Source organism: Sphaerospermopsis sp. LEGE 00249, from assembly GCF_014299995.1.
Lineage (GTDB): Bacteria > Cyanobacteriota > Cyanobacteriia > Cyanobacteriales > Nostocaceae > Sphaerospermopsis > Sphaerospermopsis kisseleviana.
The window spans coordinates 66,114-89,457 of sequence record NZ_JACJUZ010000002.1; the positions used below are offsets into that span (position 1 = coordinate 66,114).

General features: G+C 38.8%; 16 protein-coding genes. 14 read left to right on the forward strand and 2 right to left on the reverse strand.

All coding sequences use genetic code 11. The annotated features are described in order from the left end of the window. Window positions 1–530 precede the first annotated feature (530 nt). The 10 genes from H5968_RS01305 (at window position 531) to aroF (ending at window position 19,392) form a co-directional block, all read left to right on the forward strand. Window positions 531–5,936: a type I polyketide synthase gene (locus H5968_RS01305; RefSeq protein ID WP_187038553.1), complete on the forward strand. Its 5,406-nt coding sequence runs from the start codon at window positions 531–533 to the stop codon at window positions 5,934–5,936. Between the two features lie 298 nt (window positions 5,937–6,234). Further along, window positions 6,235–7,965 (forward strand): SDR family NAD(P)-dependent oxidoreductase, encoded by a 1,731-nt coding sequence (locus H5968_RS01310; protein WP_187038498.1) that lies wholly within the window; start codon window positions 6,235–6,237, stop codon window positions 7,963–7,965. A gap of 251 nt (window positions 7,966–8,216) precedes the next feature. Then, complete coding sequence (locus tag H5968_RS01315; RefSeq protein WP_187038499.1) at window positions 8,217–9,569, forward strand: polyketide synthase; 1,353 nt, start codon at window positions 8,217–8,219, stop codon at window positions 9,567–9,569. 18 nt (window positions 9,570–9,587) lie between these two features. Beyond that, window positions 9,588–12,908, forward strand: a complete 3,321-nt coding sequence (locus tag H5968_RS01320) for a type I polyketide synthase (protein ID WP_255427009.1) — start codon at window positions 9,588–9,590, stop codon at window positions 12,906–12,908. Between the two features lie 162 nt (window positions 12,909–13,070). After that, window positions 13,071–14,741: a PfaD family polyunsaturated fatty acid/polyketide biosynthesis protein gene (locus tag H5968_RS01325; RefSeq protein ID WP_187038500.1), complete on the forward strand. Its 1,671-nt coding sequence runs from the start codon at window positions 13,071–13,073 to the stop codon at window positions 14,739–14,741. Between the two features lie 2 nt (window positions 14,742–14,743). Next, window positions 14,744–16,261: a thioester reductase domain-containing protein gene (locus H5968_RS01330; RefSeq protein ID WP_187038501.1), complete on the forward strand. Its 1,518-nt coding sequence runs from the start codon at window positions 14,744–14,746 to the stop codon at window positions 16,259–16,261. A 79-nt stretch (window positions 16,262–16,340) separates the two neighbouring features. Continuing rightward, entirely contained in the window at window positions 16,341–17,144 is an 804-nt protein-coding gene (locus tag H5968_RS01335) for an SDR family oxidoreductase (protein ID WP_137666561.1), read from the forward strand. A gap of 202 nt (window positions 17,145–17,346) precedes the next feature. After that, a complete protein-coding gene (rpsO, locus tag H5968_RS01340) occupies window positions 17,347–17,616 on the forward strand; it encodes a 30S ribosomal protein S15 (protein WP_096572226.1) in 270 nt (89 codons plus the stop codon). A gap of 12 nt (window positions 17,617–17,628) precedes the next feature. After that, complete coding sequence (locus H5968_RS01345) at window positions 17,629–18,099, forward strand: PAM68 family protein (protein WP_187038502.1); 471 nt, start codon at window positions 17,629–17,631, stop codon at window positions 18,097–18,099. 234 nt (window positions 18,100–18,333) lie between these two features. Beyond that, a complete protein-coding gene (gene aroF, locus H5968_RS01350; protein ID WP_187038503.1) occupies window positions 18,334–19,392 on the forward strand; it encodes a 3-deoxy-7-phosphoheptulonate synthase in 1,059 nt (352 codons plus the stop codon). 184 nt (window positions 19,393–19,576) lie between these two features. On the opposite strand, the gene H5968_RS01355 is transcribed toward aroF, so the two are convergent. Together H5968_RS01355 and H5968_RS01360 are read right to left on the reverse strand one after the other, a co-directional pair. After that, window positions 19,577–20,461, reverse strand: coding sequence for a hypothetical protein (locus H5968_RS01355; protein ID WP_187038504.1), 885 nt, complete (start codon window positions 20,459–20,461; stop codon window positions 19,577–19,579). 70 nt (window positions 20,462–20,531) lie between these two features. Continuing rightward, window positions 20,532–21,125 (reverse strand): DUF1517 domain-containing protein, encoded by a 594-nt coding sequence (locus tag H5968_RS01360; protein ID WP_187038505.1) that lies wholly within the window; start codon window positions 21,123–21,125, stop codon window positions 20,532–20,534. 84 nt (window positions 21,126–21,209) lie between these two features. On the opposite strand from H5968_RS01360, the gene H5968_RS01365 reads away from it, so the two are divergent. The 4 genes from H5968_RS01365 to H5968_RS01380 all read left to right on the forward strand — a co-directional run bounded on the left by H5968_RS01365 (window position 21,210) and on the right by H5968_RS01380 (window position 23,174). Beyond that, window positions 21,210–22,049, forward strand: a complete 840-nt coding sequence (locus tag H5968_RS01365; RefSeq protein ID WP_187038506.1) for a prephenate/arogenate dehydrogenase — start codon at window positions 21,210–21,212, stop codon at window positions 22,047–22,049. Between the two features lie 15 nt (window positions 22,050–22,064). Beyond that, window positions 22,065–22,292, forward strand: a complete 228-nt coding sequence (locus H5968_RS01370; protein ID WP_187038507.1) for a hypothetical protein — start codon at window positions 22,065–22,067, stop codon at window positions 22,290–22,292. A 251-nt stretch (window positions 22,293–22,543) separates the two neighbouring features. Beyond that, complete coding sequence (locus tag H5968_RS01375) at window positions 22,544–22,765, forward strand: hypothetical protein (RefSeq protein ID WP_187038508.1); 222 nt, start codon at window positions 22,544–22,546, stop codon at window positions 22,763–22,765. Then, window positions 22,752–23,174: a putative toxin-antitoxin system toxin component, PIN family gene (locus tag H5968_RS01380; protein ID WP_370569739.1), complete on the forward strand. Its 423-nt coding sequence runs from the start codon at window positions 22,752–22,754 to the stop codon at window positions 23,172–23,174. The genes H5968_RS01375 and H5968_RS01380 overlap by 14 nt, the downstream gene beginning before the upstream one ends. Window positions 23,175–23,344: the final 170 nt, after the last annotated feature.

Here is a 23,344-nt window from a genome sequence, read left to right on the forward strand (position 1 = left end):
AGCTTTTATTGGTTGAATGTCATAAAATATATTAACTTGTTTTCCTAATCACTGGTAATTTAATGCTCACACAAATGCTGACATCATATCTACCGTGATCAGACAACTAACCAATTTACTAACCAATTAGTAACCAAACAAGTTCAGAAAATTTTACCAGTTTCTACAATATCCTAAGTTCTTTGGATGGAGTTTTCTAAATCCTGCTGTCTTTTCTCACACACGCGAGTTTTTACTGATAATGTCTCTAAACAAACAAGAAAAGGAAAGACAACATTGTATAGTATCGTTTCAGGTTTACAGTGTTAGCCAATTACATCAAAACACCAAAGAATTTAATTATTAAAAGGGAAATCAAGGCAGTATTTACCGTGTGGTGTTAATGGATGAAAATGCCTGATTTCTTACACAGCTAAATTAACTAATACTGGTAAGAACAAATGGCTTAATTATTTATGTGTAAGCCACAGAAATTTAAGTAAGTTCTGTAGCTCAACAATTAACAATCCTCAAAATTACTCTATGCCATGATGTCTGCTGATTCAATTAATACTGCCTTGGCAGAGTTAGAGAGCCTTATTAACAGTTGTGAAAAGGATTTGATTAGGTTTATAGAGGAAAGAAAAATGAAGTCAGAAAATCAAATGTCAACTCACAAAATTAACAGACAACTGCAACAAAATCCTATCGCTATTGTGGGGATGGCTTCTCTATTGCCACAAGCTAGAAACCTAAGACAATACTGGTCAAATATTGTTAATAAAGCTGACTGTATTACTGATGTTCCTGAAACCCATTGGAGCGTCAAAGATTACTACGATCCTAACCCCAGAACTCCAGACGATAAAACCTATTGTAAACGTGGTGGTTTTCTTCCTGAAGTTGATTTTAACCCGATGGAATTTGGGATTCCTCCCAGCATTTTAGAAGTTACTGATGTCTCGCAACTATTAAGTTTAGTAGTTGCTAAAGAAGCAATGGAAGATGCTGGTTATGGTGAATCTCGTGATTTTAACCGGGAGAATGTGGGGGTTATTTTAGGTGTGGCAATGGCTAAACAATTGGGTATGCCATTATCAGCCAGATTAGAATATCCTGTGTGGGAAAAAGTTCTTAAAAGTAGCGGTTTATCTGACGAAGATACTCAGAAAATAGTCGAAAAAATTAAGAGTGCTTACGTTAAATGGGATGAAAACGCATTCCCTGGAATGTTAGCAAATGTTGTGGCTGGACGTATTGCCAACCGTCTCAATTTTGGCGGTATGAATTGTGTAGTTGATGCTGCTTGTGCTAGTTCCTTTGGTGCTTTAAAAATGTCCATTAGTGAACTGGTAGAACATCGCAGCGATATGATGTTAACTGGTGGTGTGGATACCGATAACACCATCATGGCTTACATTTCTTTTAGCAAAACTCCGGCGGTTTCTCCTAGCGAAAATGTCAAACCTTTTGATGCAAAATCAGATGGGATGATGTTAGGTGAAGGTATCGCTATGTTAGTTCTCAAACGCTTAGAAGATGCCCAAAGAGATGGCGATAAAATCTATGCTGTAATTAAAGGTATTGGTACTTCTAGCGATGGTCGCTACAAGAGTATTTATGCACCACGAAAAGAAGGACAAGTTAAAGCCTTAGAACGTGCTTATAATGATGCTGGTTTTTCGCCGGCAACTGTGGGTTTAATGGAAGCTCACGGTACGGGAACAATGGCGGGAGATCCTACAGAATTTGCTTCTTTACACAGTTTCTTTAGTCAATATGATAACAAGAAACAGCATATTGCTTTGGGTAGTGTAAAATCCCAAATTGGACATACAAAAGCCGCCGCCGGTGCAGCAAGTTTAGTGAAAACTGCCCTAGCTTTACACCACAAGATTTTACCACCAACTATCAATATTACTGAACCAAATCCGAAGCTTGATATTGAAAATTCTTCATTTTATTTAAACACTGAAACTAGACCTTGGATACGTGCAGCAGGTGAAGATCCAAGACGTGCGGGTGTCAGTTCCTTTGGTTTTGGTGGCACTAATTATCACGTAGTGTTGGAAGAATATCAAGGGGAGCAACAAGAGGCTTATCGTTTACATAATGTGGCAAGTGAAATGTTATTATTTGCTACCAATCCTAGTGAATTAATCAATAAGTTAGAAGCAACTTTTAATAACTTGCAATCTAGCGATGGTGATAGATATTATTCACAATTGGTTCTCGAATCTCAATCTCTAAGTATTCCTAAAACTGCGGCGAGAATTGGTTTTATATCTGAGAATAAAGCAGATGCTTGTAAGTTACTAAAGGTTAGTATTGACTTACTGAAAAATAAACAATCTGCAAATTCTTGGGAACATCCACAGGGTATTTATTACCGTGCTTCTGGGATAGAATTAGCTGGAAAAGTTGTGGCTTTATTCTCTGGTCAAGGTTCTCAATACTTAGAAATGGGTAGAGAGGTGGTGATGAATTTCCCAACTTTAAGAAGGTTGTATGGGTTGATGGATGGGTTGTTAAATAAAGATAATTTGCAGCCTATTTCGGAAGTTGTTTTCCCTCATCCAACTTTTAATGAAGCGGAGAAAAACGAGCAAATTTCAGCTTTACAAAGAACAGAATATGCACAGCCGGCAATTGGTGTTTTTAGTGCTGGTTTGTATTCTATTTTCCAACAAGCTGGGTTTCAATCTGATTTTACCGCCGGTCATAGTTTTGGTGAATTAACCGCTTTGTGGGCTGCGGGAGTGTTGAGTGAAGAAGATTATTTGTACTTGGTTAAGTCTAGAGGTCAAGCGATGGCTGCACCGAAAGATCCTGATCATGATGCAGGTAGTATGTTAGCGGTGAAAGAAGATATCAGCAAAATTGAAGCAGTGCTGAAGAACTTCCCGAAAATTGCGATCGCTAATTTCAATTCTCCCACTCAAATTGTTTTAGCTGGTCCTACTGCGGAAATTCAGAAAATTCACCAGAAGTTTCAAGAGTTAGGATATGGTGTTGTTCCTTTGCCAGTATCCGCCGCTTTCCACACACCTTTAATTGCCTTTGCTCAAAAATCCTTTGCCATTGCAACAAAATCTGTATCCTTCCAAAATCCCAAAGTTCCTGTTTTCAGTAACGTTACTGGTAAACAATATCCTCAAGAACCATCCGCCATTCAAAGAGTATTAGAAAGTCATCTTTCTAGCTCAGTTCACTTCAAACAAGAGATAGAAAATATCTATGCTGCTGGTGGTTATTGCTTCGTAGAATTTGGACCAAAACGCATTCTTACCAACTTGGTAAAAGATATTTTGGGTGAGCGTCCACATATTACTATATCTCTCAATCCTAGCACCCAGAAAAATAGCGATCGCTCTCTCAGAGAAGCAGCAGTACAACTGCGTGTAATTGGTATGGCTTTAGGTAATCTTGACCCCTACCAACTACCAGAAACATTACCCACCAAAGAAACCAAAAAAGCCTTAAACGTTAAATTAAGAGGCATTAACTACGTTTCCGATAAAACCAAAAATGCCTTTACCGAAGCACTTAATGATGGTTTCAAAATTCAAGGAGTGCAAGAAATTAAAGAATCTCGGAATTTAGAAGAATCTAAGATTTTAGAAGTTAAAAATTCTGCAACTTCTATAACTCCTGTAACTTCTTTCAGCAACGGAAACGGAAATGGTAACGGTAACGGTAACGGCAACAAGAAAACACCAGTAATTACTTCTTTGCAAACAGTTTCTCAGATGAATCCTGCTACACCTGTAAATTTAAATCCAGCCACCAAAGAACAATTATCTAAAGTGCCTTATGCGCTGGCAGAGAGTCTAGGAGGGAATATGGAAACACCAGATAAAAACACCAACTTTCAACAGGTTTTGGAAAGTTTAGAAAACCTCCTCAACCAGTTTCAAAATAATCAAAGTGATAACTTAGAAATTCACGGCACATATTTAAATCATCAAATGGAATATGCGAAAACATTTTTCCAATTGATGCAGCAACAAAACGCCCTGTTAATGAACAGTCAAGCTGCCGAAACTGCCCAAATTAAACAATCAATCATGGAAAGTTTCGAGCGCAGCATGATCCAATTTCACAACCAACAAGCCGAAACTCTCCGCATCCATGAACAATATTTACGGGAACAAGTAGAATACACCAAAAACTTCTTCCAACTCATTCAACAAGAATATTCATTACTAATTGACGGTACAGAAACCACACCCGTCATTCCCCCACAATTTACCGAAACACACACCCAAAGTTTACGGGAATTTATCCCCCAAAACCCAGAACCAACAATTACAGAAACAGTTGCTTCTACTGTTAATAAAATAGTAGAAACTCCTGAACCAGTGATAGAAATTGTAACTCAAACTGCACCAGTAATTGAACAAGTCTCGATCACAAAAATTGCTGAACCTGTAATAGAAAATAAACCCGAACCAGTTGCACCCGTAGCATTAATTTCTGAGCCAACAAAACCCGCAGTTAATATTGATGAACTAGGTAAAAATCTCCTAGCAATTACTAGCGAAAAAACAGGTTATCCCATCGAAATGTTAGAATTTGACATGGACATGGAAGCCGACCTGGGAATTGACTCCATCAAACGGGTAGAAATCTTAGGAGGATTGCAAGAATTATATCCTGATTTACCCAAACCAAACTTAGAAGAACTGGCAGAAAAACGCACCATCGGGCAAATAGTTGAATATCTAGGAAAACAGGTTGCGGTTAACAGTTTAGAAGTTAAAAATGAGGTGAAAGGTGACAGTTTACAGGTGACAGAAGAGGTGACAGAAGAGGTGACAGGTTACAGGTTACAGGTGACAGAAATAGAAGAAGTAAAACAAGATTTAGTCATTATTCCCCAGTCCCCAGTCCCCAGTACCAAACACCCGGATATAGCCGAAACCCTGTTAAGAATTACCAGTGAAAAAACAGGCTATCCAGTAGAAATGTTAGAACTAGACATGGACATGGAAGCCGACCTGGGAATTGACTCCATCAAACGGGTAGAAATATTAGGAGGAATGCAAGAAGCGTACCCCGATTTACCCAAACCAAACATCGAAGAATTAGGCGACCTGCGAACAATTGGACAGATAGTTAACTACCTCCAAAAACTGGTGGCAGGTGAAAAAAAAAAGCTTGATTCTTACCAGATAGAAACACAAACAGAAACAATAAAAAAAGTGGTGGACTTAACCCCACCACTACCAGCAGACCCAAATTTACCTCGTCGTCTAGCCAAACTCAAAACATTACCCAGACCTGATTTTTGGGAATATAAACTCCCAGAAGGACACATTGGATTAATCACAGATGACGGTTCTTTAACTACAACAAAATTAGCCCACGCGCTAATAGAAAAAGGTTGGAAAGTAGTAGTTTTGAGTTTCCCCCAATCAATAGTTCCAGAACAGTCACCATTACCAGTAGGAGTTACCCACCTCACCTTAGCAAACATGAGTGAAGAACACCTACAACTACTACTGCAAAGTATAACTATTCAACATGGAAAGATTGGGGCATTTATTCACCTACATCCACAATTCACAACCACAAATCTCGGCTATTCAGAAACAGAAAAAGCGATTGTCAAACACATCTTTTTAATGGCGAAACATCTCAAACAATCGCTGACCACAGCCGCCGAATTAGAAGGAAGAGTTAGCTTTTGTACAGTTGCCCATCTTGACGGTGCATTTGGATTAGACTACACAGAAAACTTCGGAATTATCGGCGCAGGATTATTTGGATTAACCAAAAGCTTGAGATGGGAATGGCCAAAAGTCTTCTTGAGAGCAATTGATTTACATCCCAACTTAGACCCACACCAATCAGCAGAATATATTGTGGCAGAATTGCACGATTCTAACCGATATATTGGCGAAGTTGGTTATAGCTCAAAGGGACGAGTAACACTCATAGCTGAAGCAGAATAATTTGTAAGGTGGGCAATGCCCACCACAAAGAAATTGTGTTTCGCGCAATCTCCGTCAGGAGATCCCGCAGGGTAGGCACAAAGGAGCAAAGACGCAAAGGTAAATATTACTTATGTCCTAAGTAACTCTATTCTTCAATTCTTCTATTTTCTTCTTCTCTTCTTCTCCTTCTTTTCTTCTTCCTTCGTGTCCTTCGCTCCTTCGTGGTTCAATAAATCTTCTCTTTGCGTCTTTGCGTCTTTGCGTGAGAAAAAAATAAATTTATTCATCAACACAGAATCAATTATAAAGTTGAATTATGACAGCAACACTTCAAGTTAATCCATCATCTGTATTTGTTGTTAGTGGTGGAGCAAAGGGAATCACTGCACAATGCACAATTAAATTAGCCCAAAATCAACCATGTAAATTCATTCTTTTAGGTCGTTCAGAAATTACAGAAGAACCAGATTATACCCGTGATTGTTTAGAAGAACCAGCTTTGAAAAAACGCATCATGGAAAATTTGATTTCTCAAGGTGAGAAACCAACGCCCATGATGGTACAAAAGATATTTAATCAAATTACTTCCAGCAGAGAAATTAAAAAGACTTTAGCCGCAATTGAAGCAGCAGGGGGAAAGGCTGAATATATCAGTGTTGATGTCACCGATACAGTAGCATTACAAGAAAAACTCAATACTGTTGCTCAAAAGTTTGGGCAAATTACAGGTATTATTCACGGTGCTGGAAATTTAGCAGATAAGTTAATTGAAAAGAAAACATCTGAGGATTTTGAAAAAGTTTATACTGCCAAAGTTCAAGGTTTACAAAATTTACTCAATTGCATTCATCCTGAACAATTACAGCATTTAGTTTTGTTTTCTTCCGTGACTGGTTTTTATGGGAATATTGGTCAAAGTGATTATGCTATAGCTAACGAAATTCTCAACAAATCAGCCCACCAATTTAAAAAACATTATCCCCAAACTCATGTAGTCGCAATTAACTGGGGTGGTTGGGATAGTGGGATGGTGACACCACAATTGAAAAAAGCATTTGCTGAACGTGGAATTGATATTATTCCCGTAGAAATCGGTACACAAATGTTAGTTAATGAACTCCATCCTGCCTTTCAAAATCAATCCCAGGTGGTGATTGGTAGTCCCATGAATTTACCACCCACACCCCTAGAAAGCGAACTAAAAAGTTATCGTCTCCGCAGACGGATGACATTAGCAGAAAATCCCTTTTTATATGATCATACCATTGCCGGGGTGCAAGTATTACCAGCTACCTGTGCCATGTCTTGGATGATTCATGCTTGTGAAGAAATTTATCCAGGTTATCGCTACTTAAATTGCAAAGAATTTAAAGTCTTAAAGGGAATATCCTTTAATTCCACCCTCGCAGATGAATACATTTTAGAAATTCAAGAACTATCAAAAGCTGATGGTGAATTTATAGAATTTCAAACCAAAATATTGAGTAAAAATGCTCAAGTTAAAACCCATTTTCATTTCTCTGCTATCATCAGAGTAGTGGGTAAAATGCCAGAAGCGCCAATCTATGAAGCCATGAATCTCACAGAAGATAACATCATTACCACTATAGGTAAAGAATTTTATCAAAATGGCGATTCATCCTTATTTCATGGACCAGCTTTCCAGGAAATTACCAGGGTATTAAATGTTAACCCTAATAAAATTACCGTCGAGTGTTGCTGGCAAGAAATATCTGAACAAGCACAAGGACAATTTCCGGTTAAATGGCATAATCCCTATACCACAGATATCAGTACCCAATCACTTTGGATATGGTTAAACCACTTTCATCAAGAAGTATGTTTACCAGGACAATTAACGTATTCAGAACAATTTTTAGCAGTACCTTGTAATTTACCATTTTATGTTTCCTGCGAAGTAGAAAATAAAACAGATACAGGAGTAACAGCCAACTTTATCTTACACAGTCGAGAAGGAAAAATATACTCCCGCATTTTAGGAGCAAAAGCAGTCATTTGGCCGATGAAAATGTTAAGTAAGAAATAGATAGATAAAGAAATTGTAGGTTGGGTTAAGCGACAGCGCAACCCAACAAAATCAACAAAATGTTGGTTTTTCTCATCTTGGGTTTCCTTACGTCAACCCAACCTACAATTAAAACTTTGAACCACGTTTGGGGGAATCGCGTAAATCCTTAGAAACTTGGGAAAAGAAGTAAAAATCTCTCTCTCTGCGCCTCTGCGCCTCTGCGTGAGAAACTTACTTCTTTCCCTCCTACCCCAACGAGGATTTCAACAGTGGAAAAAATAGCCATTATCGGATTATCATGCCTCTTTCCAGACGCAAACAATCCTGAGCAATTTTGGCAGAATCTCAGCGCAGAAAAAGACTCAACTTCTGATATTAGCGTAACCGAATTAGGTTTAGATCCTAGCATATTCTACGATACAACCAAAGGCAAACCGGAAAAATTCTACTTTTTAAAAGGTGGATTTATCCGTAACTTTGACTTTAACCCCAACGAATATAATTTACCTGGGGAATTTGTCCAAAGTCTGGACAATACTTTTAAATGGTCACTGTATGCAGCTAAACAAGCAATTATTAACAGTGGCTATTGGGGAAATCAATCTGCACTCTCTGAATGTGGCGTAATTTTAGGAACTCTCGCTTTACCAACTAAAGCATCAAATCAATTGTTTGCCCCTATTTATCAGCAAACAATAGAACCTGCAATTAGTGAACTTCTACAGGAAAAAGATTTCCGTTTAGGTGGTACATTAACCGCAGCTAAAGCATCACCATATAATGCAATGGTTTCCGGTTTACCTGCTGCCATAATTTCCCGCGCTTTTAATCTTTCTGGAACTCATTTCTGTATAGATGCTGCCTGTTCATCATCATTTTATGCCATTAAATTAGCATCCCATTATCTGCAATCAGGTAAAGCAGATTTAATGTTAGCTGGTGCTATTAGTTGTTCAGATCCGTTGTTTTTAAGAATGTTATTTTCCGGGATTCAAGGATATCCAGAAAATGGCATTAGTCGCCCTCTTGATAAAACATCACGGGGTTTAATTACCTCCGAAGGCATTGGGATGTTAATGTTAAAAAGATATGGTGATGCTGTCAGAGATGGGGACAAAATTTTAGCAACAATCTGCGGTAATGGTTTATCTAATGATGGCAAAGGTAAACATCTTTTAAGTCCTAATGCTCAAGGGCAAATGATTGCCTATCAAAGAGCTTATGACGAAGCAAAACTTAACCCCCAAGAAATAGATTATTTAGAGTGTCATGCAACCGGCACTCTCTTAGGAGATACCACCGAATCTAACTCTATTGAAGGATTTTTTGGCGCGAAAAATGCCAAACCCTTAGTAGGTTCAACTAAAAATAATATCGGTCATTTACTCGTTGCTGCCGGCATGGTGGGGATTACAAAAACGATTTTAGGAATGTCTAATAATGTCATCCCTGCAACTATTAATGTCAGTGAGCCGATGGGTTCTGAAAATAATGTGATATCGCCTCAAAACATTGTCAGAACTGCCACACCGTGGCCGAGTAAAGAAACTAAGCGTGTAGCTTTGAGTGCATTTGGATTTGGTGGAACAAACTCTCATTTAATTCTTGAACATAATTCTTGAGTAGGGGCAAGTCAGATAATGAATAATCAGGAAAGAATGAACGCGCAAATGGCTGCAAAAATGGCGATTGTGGGCATGGATGCCTTTTTTGGGGAATGTGATGGTTTAGATGCCTTTGAGGGCGGTATTTACGACGGAAAACAACATTTTATTCCCTTACCTGAAAAAAGATGGCATGGGATTAATGAACAAGAAAAATTATTGCAAGGTTACGGTTTAGAAGCAGGAACAGTACCCAACGGTGCATACATTAAAGATTTTGAAATTGACACCTTAGCTTACAAAATTCCGCCCAACGAAGTTGAAAAACTCAACCCGCAGCAAACTTTACTATTAAAAGTGTGCGATCGCGCCCTCAAAGATGGTAATATTCAACCTAATAGTAATGTCGCTGTCATTATCGCCGCCGATACAGAATTATCTGTACACCAATTACAACAACGGTGGAATTCTTCTTGGCAATTAAAAGATGGTTTGAATGCTGCGGAAATTGCCTTACCACCAGAAAAAATCACCCAACTAGAAAACATAGTAAAAGATAGCATTCACCATCAAGTTGATATTGGCGAATATCTCAGTTATGTCGGCAATATCATGGCCAGTCGAGTTTCTTCTTTGTGGAATTTCTCTGGTCCATCCTTCACTATTAACGCCGTAGAAACTGCCACTTTTAAAGCTTTAGAATTAGCAGAAATGCTATTAGCAACTCACGAAGTTGAAGCAGTAGTTGTAGGTGCTGTTGACTTAGCTGGGGGTGTAGAAAATGTCTTCCTGAGAAGTCAATTTGGTAAACTAAATACAGGCATAAATACCCTCAGTTTTGACCAAAATGCAGACGGTTGGAATGTGGGAGAAGGTGCAGGTGCGGTAGTTTTGCAGAGACATGATACCGCATTGCAAAACAATCAACGCATCTATGCAGTCATTGATGGTTTAAGTATTGGTCAATCTCCTGCAATGGCGATAAATGCAGATACCATCAATCAAGTATGCAAACAGGCATTTAAACAAGCTGGCATTCAACCCCAAGAGGTCAATTACTTAGAAGTCTGCGGTAGTGGCATACCCCAAGAGGACGAAGCAGAAATTCAGGGTATGCTGCAAGCTTATCCTTCGGTGGGAGATGGTTTACACTGTGCCATTGGTAGCGTCAAAGCTAATATTGGTCATACTTTCGTGGCTTCTGGTATTGCCAGTTTAATCAAAACTGCCCTGAGTCTGTACTATAAATATATACCAGCAACCCCCAACTGGTCAGGTGTGAAAACACCGCAAGTATGGGAAGGAAGCCCCTTTTATGTTGCTACCGAGTCTCGACCTTGGTTTTTACAAAAAGAGGTCAAATGTCGAATTTCTGCTATTAACAGTATTGGTTGTGACGGTTCTTTTGCTCACGTTATTTTATCAGAAGAAACCCAACAGGAAGAACGCAATAGCAGATATTTAGAATCACGCCCCTATCATCTTTTTCCTATCAATGGAAATGATGAAACTAGCTTATTAACTGCGTTAAATAACCTGGAAAAAACCATTGAAACTGCTGAATGTTTGAAAACCACAGCCAGTCAAACATTTATCAATTTTCAACAACAACCTAACGCCAATTATACCTTATCTATCACCGGACGCAACCACAAAGAACTCCTCAAAGAAATCAATTCTGCCAAAAAAGGTGTAACCAATGCCTTTGTAAATGGCAAAGATTGGGTGACACCCATTGGTAGTTATTTTACACCCAAACCATTAGGAAAAAATGGCGAAATTGCCTTTGTTTATCCTGCAGCTGTTAACACTTATGTAGGAATTGGACGGACATTATTCCGACTATTTCCTAAAGCATTTGATGACGTAATTGTTAAAAGTTTGTACAAACGAGCAGCCGATGTTGAAAAATTAGTATTTCCCAGAAGTCTAAAAAAACTAACTACCAGAGAACTAGAAACACTAGAAAAGAAATTGTTAGATGATTCTCTGGCTATGTTTGAAGCAGAAATGCTCTTTACGAGATTCATCACCACAATTATTAGCGATGACTTCCAAATTAAACCCAAATATATCTTTGGTTATAGCTTAGGTGAAACCAGTATGATGGTTGCCCAAGGAGTTTGGAGCAACTTCTATCAAGGAAGTAACACCTTCAACTCATCATCATTATTTGGTGATAGATTATCAGGACAAAAAAATGCAGTCAGAGAGTATTGGGGACTACCAAAAAATTCTGCAAATCATGATAATAATTTGTGGAGTAACTACGTTTTAATGTCCACCCCTGACCAAGTTAGAGAAGTTTTAAAAGGTGAAAATCGTGTCTACCTCACCCAAATTAATACACCAGAAGAAGTATTAATTGCCGGTGAACCAGCAGCGTGTGAAAGAGTGATCAAAAAATTAGGATGTAACGCTTTTCCTGCACCTTTTGACCACGTTATTCACGCTCCAGCGATGCAGTCAGAATACCCAGAACTATTCCGACTCAACAACTTACCAGCACAAAAAATTTCCGGAGTTACCTGTTATTCTGCGGCAGAATATCAACCAATTACCTTAGAAAGTGAAGTAATTGCCCATAATATCGCCAAAGGATTATGTCAGGAATTAGACTTTCCTCGCTTAGTCAATCGAGTTTATCAAGACGGTGCAAAAGTATTTATTGAAGCTGGTGCTGGTGGTATTTGTTCACGGTGGATAGATAAAATTCTCAGCAACCAAGAACACATTAACGTATCCTTAAATCGTCGTGGCTTAGATGACCATACATCAATAGTTAAGGCATTAGCAAAACTGCTCAGTCATGGAGTTAAATTAGATATTTCTCCTCTGTATAACCTCTCCTTAGCAACCACGAAAACCAACAAATCAACCTGGAGAAAAGTAACCCTGGGTGGTCACTCCATCACTGCCGAAATTTTAAAAGCAGAAAACCGCCAACTGTTCCAAAAAGATACCCATCAAAATCCAGAACCAAACACTAATTACCGAGAGTATAAAATCATTAACTCTCTCAAACCCTCTTACCAAATTCAACCCCAAGACATTTACCCACAACCAGAAAAAACGGTTATAAAACCGCTCATAGATAACCGTTTCCAACCCCAAGAAGAATTAAAATCTTCTGAACTAACCAGCACTCAAAAACCCAAACCTAAAAAATTACTTCGTAAAATTCACATGAACGATTTAAAAATAGCTCAGTATCAAAAACTGACCAACAACAACTCCAAATTAACAAAAGCACACACCAGCTTTTTAGAAGCTAGAAAAGACTTCAGCCAACAAATGAGCGAAATCATCAAACTGCAATTAGCTTGCGCTCAAAACTTACTGCAACAGGAAAAATAATGAATAAAACTAACCACAAAGAACGCAAAAAACACAAAGCAATAGAACCACAAAAAACCCTTGACATCTCTTCCTTTCTTACCTTTGCGAACTTTGCGAACTTTGCGGTTTATAAACTATAAATATAGCTACAAAACTTGATAACTTGAGGAAATAACTACCGTGACAACATTTAATACGGTACTCAACAAACCCAACAACGGACTTACCTTCTCCCACATTTCCCAACATCAAACCCAAGCTTGGAGAGGTTCATTAGATTATATTGCCTTTGAACAAAACGCCATCAAACAAAAACTACTCACCCTAGAAAAACCCTGTCATATAGTCAAAATAGCAGGTAACATTGGCGTAACCAACGACGGATATTTAACACCTGCTAACAACGGTGCATCCGAACAAGCAGAACTATTAATATCATTACCAGCATTAGAACTGCAACAATTTGGCGATCGCTCTTTCCTCTCCACCTATAATGTAAAATATGCCTACATGACTGGTGCAATGGCTGGGGGAATAGCATCCGAAGAAATGGTCATTGCACTAGGAAAACAACAACTTTTAGGTTCATTTGGTGCAGGTGGTTTACCTCCAGAACGCCTAGAAACAGCCATTCACAACATCCAAACTGCCCTACCCAATGGACCTTATGCTTTTAATTTAATTCACAGTCCCAACGAACCAGCAATAGAACGTCGCGCCGTAGAATTATACTTAAAATATGGCGTTACCACTGTCGAAGCATCGGCATTTTTAGACTTAACTCCTAACATTGTTTATTATCGCATTGCCGGATTAAGTTTAAATTCTAATCATCAAATTGAAATCAAAAATAAAGTCATTGCCAAAATTTCTCGGCGTGAAGTTGCTACCAAATTTATGCAGCCACCCCCAGAAAAAATGGTTAAAGAATTACTTGCCCAAGGATTAATTACCGAACTGCAAGCAAATTTAGCCAGCAAAGTTTCAATGGCTGATGATATTACCGTAGAAGCTGATTCTGGCGGTCATACAGATAATCGTCCCCTCGTATGTTTACTACCTTCAATTATTAGTTTGCGGGACGAAATTCAAGGTAAATATAATTACGAAAAACCCATTAGAGTGGGAGTAGCAGGAGGCATTGGTACACCAGAATCCGCCCTAGCTGCATTTATGATGGGTGCGGCTTATATAGTCAGTGGTTCTATCAATCAATCTTGCATAGAATCGGGAGCTTGTGAATACACCAAAAAGTTATTAGCACAAGCAGAAATGGCAGATATGATGATGGCTCCTGCTGCTGATATGTTTGAAATGGGAGTCAAATTACAGGTCTTAAAACGGGGAACAATGTTTCCCATGCGGGCGCAAAAATTATATGAATTATATCGCGCTTATGACTCAATTGAAGAGATTCCCCAAGCAGAAAGAGAGAAGTTAGAAAAACAAATCTTCCGTAAACCTATCGCCGAAGTTTGGGAAGGAACAGCCGCTTATTTATCACAGAAAAACCCTGAAAAATTAGGTAAGGCTGTGAATAATCCTAAATTAAAAATGGCTTTAATTTTCCGTTGGTATTTAGGTTTATCTTCTCGGTGGTCTAGTAGCGGTGAAAAAGGTCGAGAAGTAGATTATCAAATTTGGTGCGGTCCTGCAATGGGCAGTTTTAACGACTGGGTAAAAGGTTCTTATTTAGCAGCACCTCAAAACCGTCATGTTGTTGATGTCGCCAATCACATTATGTTAGGAACTGCCTTTTTATATCGTATTCAAAACCTAAAATTCCAAGGTTTGCAACTTCCTAGTTTTTACAGTCAATATCAACCCGTTAACTCTACATTGGAGATGTAAAAATGAGTTTAACAACTACTTATAATGCTGCTCAAATTCAAGATTTTATGGTGTCTAACTTAGCAGAAGTGCTAGGAACAACACCAGAAGAAATTGACGTTCAAGAACATTTAGAAAATTATGGTTTGGATTCTGCCCAAGCTATGATTATTATTAGTAAATTAGAAAATTTACTAGGTTTTAAACCCTCTCCGGTTTTATTGTGGCATTATCCCACCATCGCTGCGCTTTCTCAACGTTTATCAGAAGAAAATCACGAAAATTCCCAGTTAGAAAACTCCAGCAATGGTACTGTTAATAATGTCAATATTCCTGTACCATTTTTAGATTTAGGTGCGGAAGTGGTGCTAGATCCCACTATTCAACTGGTGGGTAATAATGCGATCGCTGTTACCAATCCTAAAAACATCTTTTTAACAGGGGGGACTGGTTATTTAGGGGCGTTTATTATTAAGGAACTTCTAACAGAAACCCCAGCAACTATTTATTGTTTGGTACGTGCTGCTGATGTTGCCGAAGCTAAGAGCAAATTAATCAAAAATCTCCAACAGTATGCTATTTGGGATGATCAATATAGTGATCGTTTAATACCTATTGTTGGTGATTTATCGTTACCACTTTTAGGCATTAGTGCAGAACAATTTGAAAATTTAGCTGCCAATATTGACACCATTTATCATAGTGGTGCTTTGCTGAATTATGTTTATCCTTATTCGGCATTAAAAGCAGCAAACGTATTAGGAACTCAGGAAGTTTTAAGGTTAGCTTGCAAAACCAAAGTTAAACCTGTACATTACGTTTCTAGCGTTGCTGTTTTTGAATCTACCGCTTACGCTGGTAAGGTAGTTAAAGAACAAGATAGCTTTGATGATTGGCAAGGTATTTTCTTAGGTTATTCTCAAACAAAATGGGTAGCTGAGAAGTTAGTTAAAATTGCTGGTGACAGAGGATTACCGATTACAATCTACAGACCACCTTTAATTGCTGGAGATAGCCAAACTGGGATTTGTAACACCCATGATTTTATCAATTTAATGATTAAAGGGTGTCTACAAATGGGATGTTTTCCCGATGTAGATTATATGTTGGATATGTCCCCTGTAGACTATGTAAGTAAAGCAGTAGTTTACTTATCTAGACAGGAAAAATCCATTGGTCAAGCTTTCCATTTGCAACATCCCCAACCCGCTTCTTTAAAATCATTGGTGGAATGGATACACACCTTTGGCTTTAAATTAGAAATGATTCCCTACGAACAATGGCAAAATGAATTAATCAATAATGTCACTGACCAAGAGAATCCATTATACACCCTGAAACCCTTTTTATTAGAGCGTTGGTCTGATGAACAAATCACCATTCCTGATTTGTATTTGCAAGCAAGAAGACCAATTATTAGCTGTGAAGAAACCCTGGAAGCATTGAAAGGAAGTTCTATTGTTTGTCCGCAAATTGACTCACAATTATTAATCACTTACACTTCCTATTTAATGCAAACAGGTTTCCTGACTCTCGCATAATTATAGTCTTAAAAAAGTAGGGTGGGCATTCCCCATCTTACAATCTAATAATTTTAGGTGAATAACACCAGTTTATAATATGAACATCAAAGGTCAATTACAGTGTAAAGAAACTGCTCTTATTACTGGAGCAGCAAGTGGAATTGGCTACCAATTAGCCTGTATATTTGCCTCCGAGAATTACAATCTAGTCCTAGTAGATAGAAACGAAATCAAACTTTTAGAAATCGCTATTGATTTCAAGGAGAAATTTAATATTCTTGTCAAAACTATTGTTAAAGATTTATCTATACATACTTCTCCCAACGAAATTTTTACAGAATTGCAACAAGATAATATTCAAGTTGATGTACTTGTGAATAATGCCGGATTTGGTACTTATGGTTTTTTTAATGAAACCAGCTTGAATCATGAATTAGAAATGTTGCAGGTTAACTTAGTTTGTTTGACTCATTTAACTAAGTTATTTCTCAAAAATATGGTTAAGCAAGGTAGGGGGAAAATATTAAATGTTGCTTCTGCTGCTGCTTTTCAACCTGGTCCTTTAATGGCGGTTTATTTTGCCACTAAAGCTTATGTTTTATCCTTTTCTGAAGCTATTGCTAATGAGTTAGAAGGTACAGGTGTAACAGTAACTGTTTTGTGTCCAGGTTCAACTGTATCTGCATTTCATGAACGCACAGGAATGGCAGATTCTAAATTGTTGAAAGGTCAAAAAATGATGGATGCTCAAACTGTGGCTTTGATGGGATATGATGCCTTAATGCGCGGTCAAACTATAGTTATTCCCGGACTTTTAAATCAAATTCTGGCGAAAAGTGTCAGATTTTTTCCTCGAAAGATGGTGACAAAAATTGTTAGAAGTATGCAAGAAAATAACTAATATTCAGTTCGATTAAATACTTCAGGACTTACGCAAAACAGAACGAAAGTCATGGGTAGGGAACAGGGGGAAGATGGGGAGGTAAATAACCCTATCACCAATAACCAGTCACCAATCACCTAAAATTACCACAGACTTTGATTGCTGTGATATTATAGGAGACTGCTGCATACATTTAGCGAAAATCGAAGTTTAATCAATCATGGCTCTCACGCAACAGCGCAAACAAGAAATTCTCTCTGGCTTCCAAGTACACGAAACCGATACCGGATCTGCGGATGTCCAAATCGCTATGTTGACTGATCGTATTAACCGCCTCAGCCAACACCTGCAAGCTAACAAAAAAGATCACTCCTCCCGCCGAGGACTCTTAAAGATGATCGGACAGCGCAAGCGTCTTTTAGCTTATGTTCTCAAAAACGACCGGGAAAAGTATCAGGCTTTGATTTCTCGCCTGGGCATTCGTGGTTAGGAATTATTGCTTATGTCTGCTGAAGGATCAGAACGCAGTAATTTACCTTTTGAGCCAAATAAAAAGCGTCAAAAACCTGTAAAAACTAAAACTCAACCGATAGTAAAAACACAGGAATCTAATCAAAAGTCGCCACAGCAACCACCTTACACGAAAGAGGAAATGGCGATTCCTGAAGTGGTCAGCCAGCGGATGATCCGCAGAGTCGCTGCATTTTGTGGGATACCTACGGCTTTAGGTATTACTACTCTGGTGGTCAGCTATTTGTTGGTCAGTTACGCTCATGTCCAATTACCTCCCATCGCAGTATTATTGGTGAATATGGGATTATTTGGGTTAGGGGTTTTAGGCATAACCTACGGTGTACTTTCCGCCTCTTGGGATGTAGAAAGACCTGGTACTTTACTAGGTTTTGGTGAATTTAGTACCAATTGGGGCAGAATGGTCGAAGGTTGGCGAGAAACACGCAAAAAGAACGACTGATCAACGGCGCTCAGGTATCTTGAGATAACTGCCATATTGGGTAAATTAGGGAATGAATTTTATCTGATTTATACCCAATATGCAGACAAAGTACCTGGCGCTACATTTTTTGTTTATTTTTTTGTTTAATGATTAACATATTAGGGAACAGGGAACAGGGAACAGGGAACAGGGAACGGTAAAAAGACTGTTAACTGATAACTGAAAATACTTTGTTAATAAGGGGATTTAAAGATGATTGTTGTAATGAAAGTCGGCTCCCCACAGTCAGAAATAGATCGTTTAACTCAAGAATTAGCTGACTGGGGTTTAACACCAGAAAAAATTATTGGCAAACATAAAGTAGTAATAGGTTTAGTAGGTGAAACGGCGGATTTAGATCCCCTGCAAATTCAAGAACTCAGTCAATGGATCGAACAAGTTTTACGGGTGGAAGTACCCTATAAACGCGCTAGTCGTCAGTTCCGCCACGGTGAAGCTTCTGAGGTGGTGGTAAATACTCCCGATGGTCCTGTAATTTTTGGTGAACATCATCCTTTAGTTGTGGTTGCTGGACCATGTTCGGTGGAAAATGAAACCATGATTGTGGAAACTGCACAGCGGGTTAAGGCTGCTGGTGCTAAGTTCCTGCGTGGTGGTGCATACAAACCCCGAACTTCACCCTATGCTTTCCAAGGTCACGGTGAAAGTGCTTTGGAGTTGTTAGCAAAGGCGCGGGAAGTCAGTGGACTGGGAATCATTACTGAGGTGATGGACGCTGGTGATTTGGAAAAAATCGCCGAAGTTGCTGATGTGATTCAGGTAGGGGCGAGAAATATGCAAAATTTCTCTCTGTTAAAACAAGTAGGGGCGCAATCTAAGCCAGTGCTTTTAAAACGGGGAATGGCAGCAACTATTGAAGATTGGTTAATGGCTGCTGAGTATATTTTGGCTGCTGGTAATCCGAATGTGATTTTGTGTGAACGGGGAATTAGAACTTTTGACCGTCAGTATACGCGCAATACTTTAGATTTGTCTGTTGTACCTGTATTAAGAAAACTGACTCACCTACCGATTATGATTGATCCTAGTCATGGTGTGGGTTGGGCTGAGTTTGTACCTGCAATGGCAATGGCAGCGATCGCCGCTGGTACAGATTCTTTAATGATTGAAGTTCACCCCAACCCAGCCAAAGCTTTATCCGATGGACCCCAATCTTTAACACCAGACAGCTTTGATCAACTCATGTCAGAATTAGCAGTTATTGGTAAAGCCGTCGGTCGTTGGCCACAACCTGCATTGGCAATTGTGTAATATAACAGGTGACAGGTGATAGGTGACAGGTGACAGGTGACAGTAGAGATGAGGAGATGAGGAGATGAGGAGATGGAGAGATGGGGAGATGGGAAGATGGGAAGAAATATTTACCTTCTGCCTCCTGCCTCCTGCCTCCTGCCTCCTGCCTCCTGCCTCCTGCCTCCTGCCTCCTGCCTTCTATTTATCTTCTTCTGCTACCAAAACCAGAAGAACGACGGACTGAAGAACGGCTGCCACTACCAAAACTACTGCCAGAATTACGACGGGTAGAACTAGATTTTCCAGAAGAACGGAGATTACTGCTACCAAAACCTGAACCAGTAGCCCTACCGCTAGTGTTGGTGCGATTTGTTGTGGTTGTAGAACTTCCAGAGGATCTAATTGAACCTGTAGTGCGGAAAGCTGTACGATTTCTTACAGATGCGGGTGGTTCATTATATCGAGAACGATAGCTGGAAACTGCTGCATCATAGCTAGAACCATATCCACCATAACCTGTCATAATTCCACCGGGCTGATAAACGGGAGGTACATAATATTGAGGTCTAAATAACAGACTACCAATAGCTTGACCTGCTATGTTACCAGCTAAAGCTCCAGCAAAAGGTGTCCAGAAGTTAGATTCTTGACGTACAATTACGGTTTCTTGTTGTCCGGTTTGGGGATTGGTTTTGGTTTCGGTGACGTTGTGAACGTACTCAATTTTAAAGTCTTCTGTCAGATATAAGGCTGGCTGACCATTTTCTACTTTGAGATAGGTTTTTTTGCCCTCTTTGATTTCTTCCTCTGTCAGCCTTGCCATTTGTAATTTTTCTGTAGCAAAGGTTGGCGGCTGACTACCCAGTAAGAACAGGGTATACTCCCCATTGGCATCATTATAAGTGGCTTGTTGTACTTGATACTGTCCATCATTCAGCTTGGTGGGGGTTGCACTTTGGCTGGTACTTTGGCTACCACTTTGAGGAGAAGAGGTAGTTTGGTTTCCTCCCCCACAGGCGACACTTGTCAAGCACAAACTTAGTGCTAAACAAAAAATTGTTAGTTTACGCATTATAGTCCTGATCATTAGATAATTGTCCTTATGTGTTAGTTATCATTGCCGATTTTAGGTGTGATAACTAAAGAGTAACAACAAGTTACAATGGGATCAATTCTGGAAAATACTGCAACAATTGATCGTTTGTGAGTTCTTCTCCCAACTTGGCTGGTGAAAAATGCACTTGGATAGCGCGGAATTTAAGTTTTTGCTGTAAGTTGATTAATGATTTTAACCCTTCTTGTAAGGCTGCAATGTTGGAAAGGTCTGTTTCTAATTCTGGTACTTCTCCTTCATAAGCCACTGTTAGCATAATCACAATGTTGCGCGTTACAGGAATAGATAAAGGTTGATCGAAACCAGAGGAAGAACTAATATCAAATTCAGCGCCGTATCTTTGGGCGCAGTCGGTAAATAATTCATTGACATAATCTCCCGCTTCTCCTTCATTCCAAAAAACATCTCCTTCATTAGCTGCTGAAAGCCAGTATTCATCATATCTGAGCAAAGTTTCACAAATTTCTACTAATCCTTCGCCCAAAACTTCTAAATCGCCCTCAGCGTCAATCGCTTCTCTGGCGGCGCGGTTTAAAACTCCTAAAATTGGTGCTACTTCACTGCCGGCTAAATGCACAAATAAACGACAAACTACATAGCGAGTTCTACCCATCATTTTATTAAAAAAATTGCTCATTTTTCTTCTCCATATAATTTTCTTAGTTATAGCAAGAGTCAGAAATACAGATAATATTTCAAAGTTTAGTTGTTAAAGGCAAAAATGAAAATTGGTATTTTAGGACTGGGACTGATAGGGGGTTCATTAGGTTTTGATTTACGTTCCCAAGGACATTATGTTTTAGGAGTTAGCCGTCGTGAATCAACCTGTCAAAAAGCTGTTGAGATTGGCAGTGTCGATCAAGCATCAATTGATTTGAGTTTGTTAGCTAGTGCTGAAGTTGTGTTTATTTGTACTCCTATAGGACTGATTGTGCCTCAAGTTGAACAGTTGGTTGCTCATTTGCCTGAGACTACTATTGTAACTGATGTAGGTTCAGTAAAAGCACCTATAGTCAATGCAATTTCTCCTCTATGGAAGAATTTTATTGGCGGTCATCCTATGGCGGGAAATACAGATGTGGGTATAGAGGCCGCACAGCGCAATTTATTTGTGAATCGACCTTATGTACTCACACCAATAGAAACAACCCCAACTACTGCCATTACTGTTTTAGAGGAAATTGTGCGATCGCTTGGTTCTATTATCTATCATTGTCAGCCAGAAAAACACGACCGGGCTGTGAGTTGGATTTCCCATTTACCTGTGATGGTTAGCGCCTCTTTGATGGCTGCTTGTTTGGGTGAAACCGATCCAGAAATTTTTCAATTAGCCCAAAACCTTGCTAGTTCAGGATTTCGAGATACCAGCCGCGTTGGTGCTGGCAATCCAGAATTAGGGGTGATGATGGCGCAATATAATCGTCAAGCATTAATCAATTCACTACATCAATATCGTCAAAACCTCGACATATTTATTAACGTGATTGAACAGGAAAACTGGGAAGTTTTAGAGCAAAAGCTCAAGTTAAATCAACAAAATCGTCCTAAATTTCTGGAATAGATAATATCCTGAATTATGTACGGGTTTAGCATTACTAAACCCCTACTGACTCCTGATTACTTTACGGGTTTTTTAAAGTTAGCTCAAAGTAAAGGTGGTAGTATATCACTCACTGATGCAGTGATTGAACTTGCTCAACCTACTTCAGAAGTGCGCTCAATTTTAGAAACTATTTGTACTGATGGACTCATGGAAATTACCAACGATAAATCCACAGGAGCAATAATTTACAAATTACTATAAGTATAGTAGGGTGGGTTAATGAGGGCGTAACCCACAACAGTAAATTCTTAAATCCTGGATATCCTGATTCAGACAAAATACTAGATCCCGGACTTCTTAAAGAAGTCAGGGATCTGGCCTATCTGGGTATTAATCAATCCTTAAATCCTGTAAATCCTGATTCTGACACAATACAATAAACTAACCTACGTAGGTTCGGGGTTCTAAATCCGTTATAATCAAAAAAGCAAATTGATAGCTTCTAAACCATTATGGAAAACATCACCATTCAAGTTGACCCAGAAATTGCTCAAGCATACCGAGAAGCAGAACCAGAAAAACAGCAAAAAATCCAAATGTTTTTGAAAGTAATGCTGCAAAAAGTAGTCAGTCAAAAATCACTCTTAGATATTATGGAAGAAGCGAGTCAACAAGCAATTGCTAACGGAATGACCCCAGAAATTTTAGAATCAATTCTCAATGATGACAACTAACCGATTCGTAATTTATACAAATGTAATTGTTAGTGCATTAATATTCTCTAAATCTACCACAATGCAAGCTTTTAGAGCAGCAAAACAAAACGGATTAATTTTAATTTCAGCAGAAATTTTAGCAGAATTAATTGATGTACTCAGTCGTCAAAAATTCGACCGCTATCTATCCAGAGAAATTCGTGAAGACTTTTTAGCAAGTTTAGCTACAGAAACAGAATTAATTACAATTAATGAAACAATTGATATTTGTCGAGATCCTAAAGATAATAAATTCTTAGAATTAGCCATTTCTGGAAATGCCACTCATATTATCACAGGAGATAAAGATTTATTAGAACTGCATCCTTTTCAAGATATATTGATTGTTACACCGAGTCAATTTTTAGATAGTATATCTTCAAATTAATTAAGCAGTATTTGTTAAAATAACACATCCCGTAAATCCTTAAATCCTGGACATTATCTCGACTTACTTCGACTGCGCTCAGTACAGGTCGCTCGATAACCACCTGATTCTGACAATCTGCGTTTATCTGCGTTTATCTGCGTTTATCTGCGTTCTTATCCTGAAAATCC

Bases quoted from the DNA above. Each gene is read 5' to 3' on its own strand.
- H5968_RS01305 (WP_187038553.1), top strand. From the start codon at position 531: ATGTCTGCTGATTCAATTAATACTGCCTTGGCAGAGTTAGAGAGCCTT.
- H5968_RS01310 (WP_187038498.1), top strand. From the start codon at position 6,235: ATGACAGCAACACTTCAAGTTAATCCATCATCTGTATTTGTTGTTAGT.
- H5968_RS01320 (WP_255427009.1), top strand. From the start codon at position 9,588: ATGAATAATCAGGAAAGAATGAACGCGCAAATGGCTGCAAAAATGGCG.
- H5968_RS01330 (WP_187038501.1), top strand. From the start codon at position 14,744: ATGAGTTTAACAACTACTTATAATGCTGCTCAAATTCAAGATTTTATG.
- H5968_RS01335 (WP_137666561.1), top strand. From the start codon at position 16,341: ATGAACATCAAAGGTCAATTACAGTGTAAAGAAACTGCTCTTATTACT.
- rpsO (WP_096572226.1), top strand. From the start codon at position 17,347: ATGGCTCTCACGCAACAGCGCAAACAAGAAATTCTCTCTGGCTTCCAA.
- H5968_RS01345 (WP_187038502.1), top strand. From the start codon at position 17,629: ATGTCTGCTGAAGGATCAGAACGCAGTAATTTACCTTTTGAGCCAAAT.
- aroF (WP_187038503.1), top strand. From the start codon at position 18,334: ATGATTGTTGTAATGAAAGTCGGCTCCCCACAGTCAGAAATAGATCGT.
- H5968_RS01355 (WP_187038504.1), bottom strand. From the start codon at position 20,461: ATGATCAGGACTATAATGCGTAAACTAACAATTTTTTGTTTAGCACTA.
- H5968_RS01360 (WP_187038505.1), bottom strand. From the start codon at position 21,125: ATGAGCAATTTTTTTAATAAAATGATGGGTAGAACTCGCTATGTAGTT.
- H5968_RS01365 (WP_187038506.1), top strand. From the start codon at position 21,210: ATGAAAATTGGTATTTTAGGACTGGGACTGATAGGGGGTTCATTAGGT.
- H5968_RS01370 (WP_187038507.1), top strand. From the start codon at position 22,065: ATGTACGGGTTTAGCATTACTAAACCCCTACTGACTCCTGATTACTTT.
- H5968_RS01375 (WP_187038508.1), top strand. From the start codon at position 22,544: ATGGAAAACATCACCATTCAAGTTGACCCAGAAATTGCTCAAGCATAC.
- H5968_RS01380 (WP_370569739.1), top strand. From the start codon at position 22,752: ATGATGACAACTAACCGATTCGTAATTTATACAAATGTAATTGTTAGT.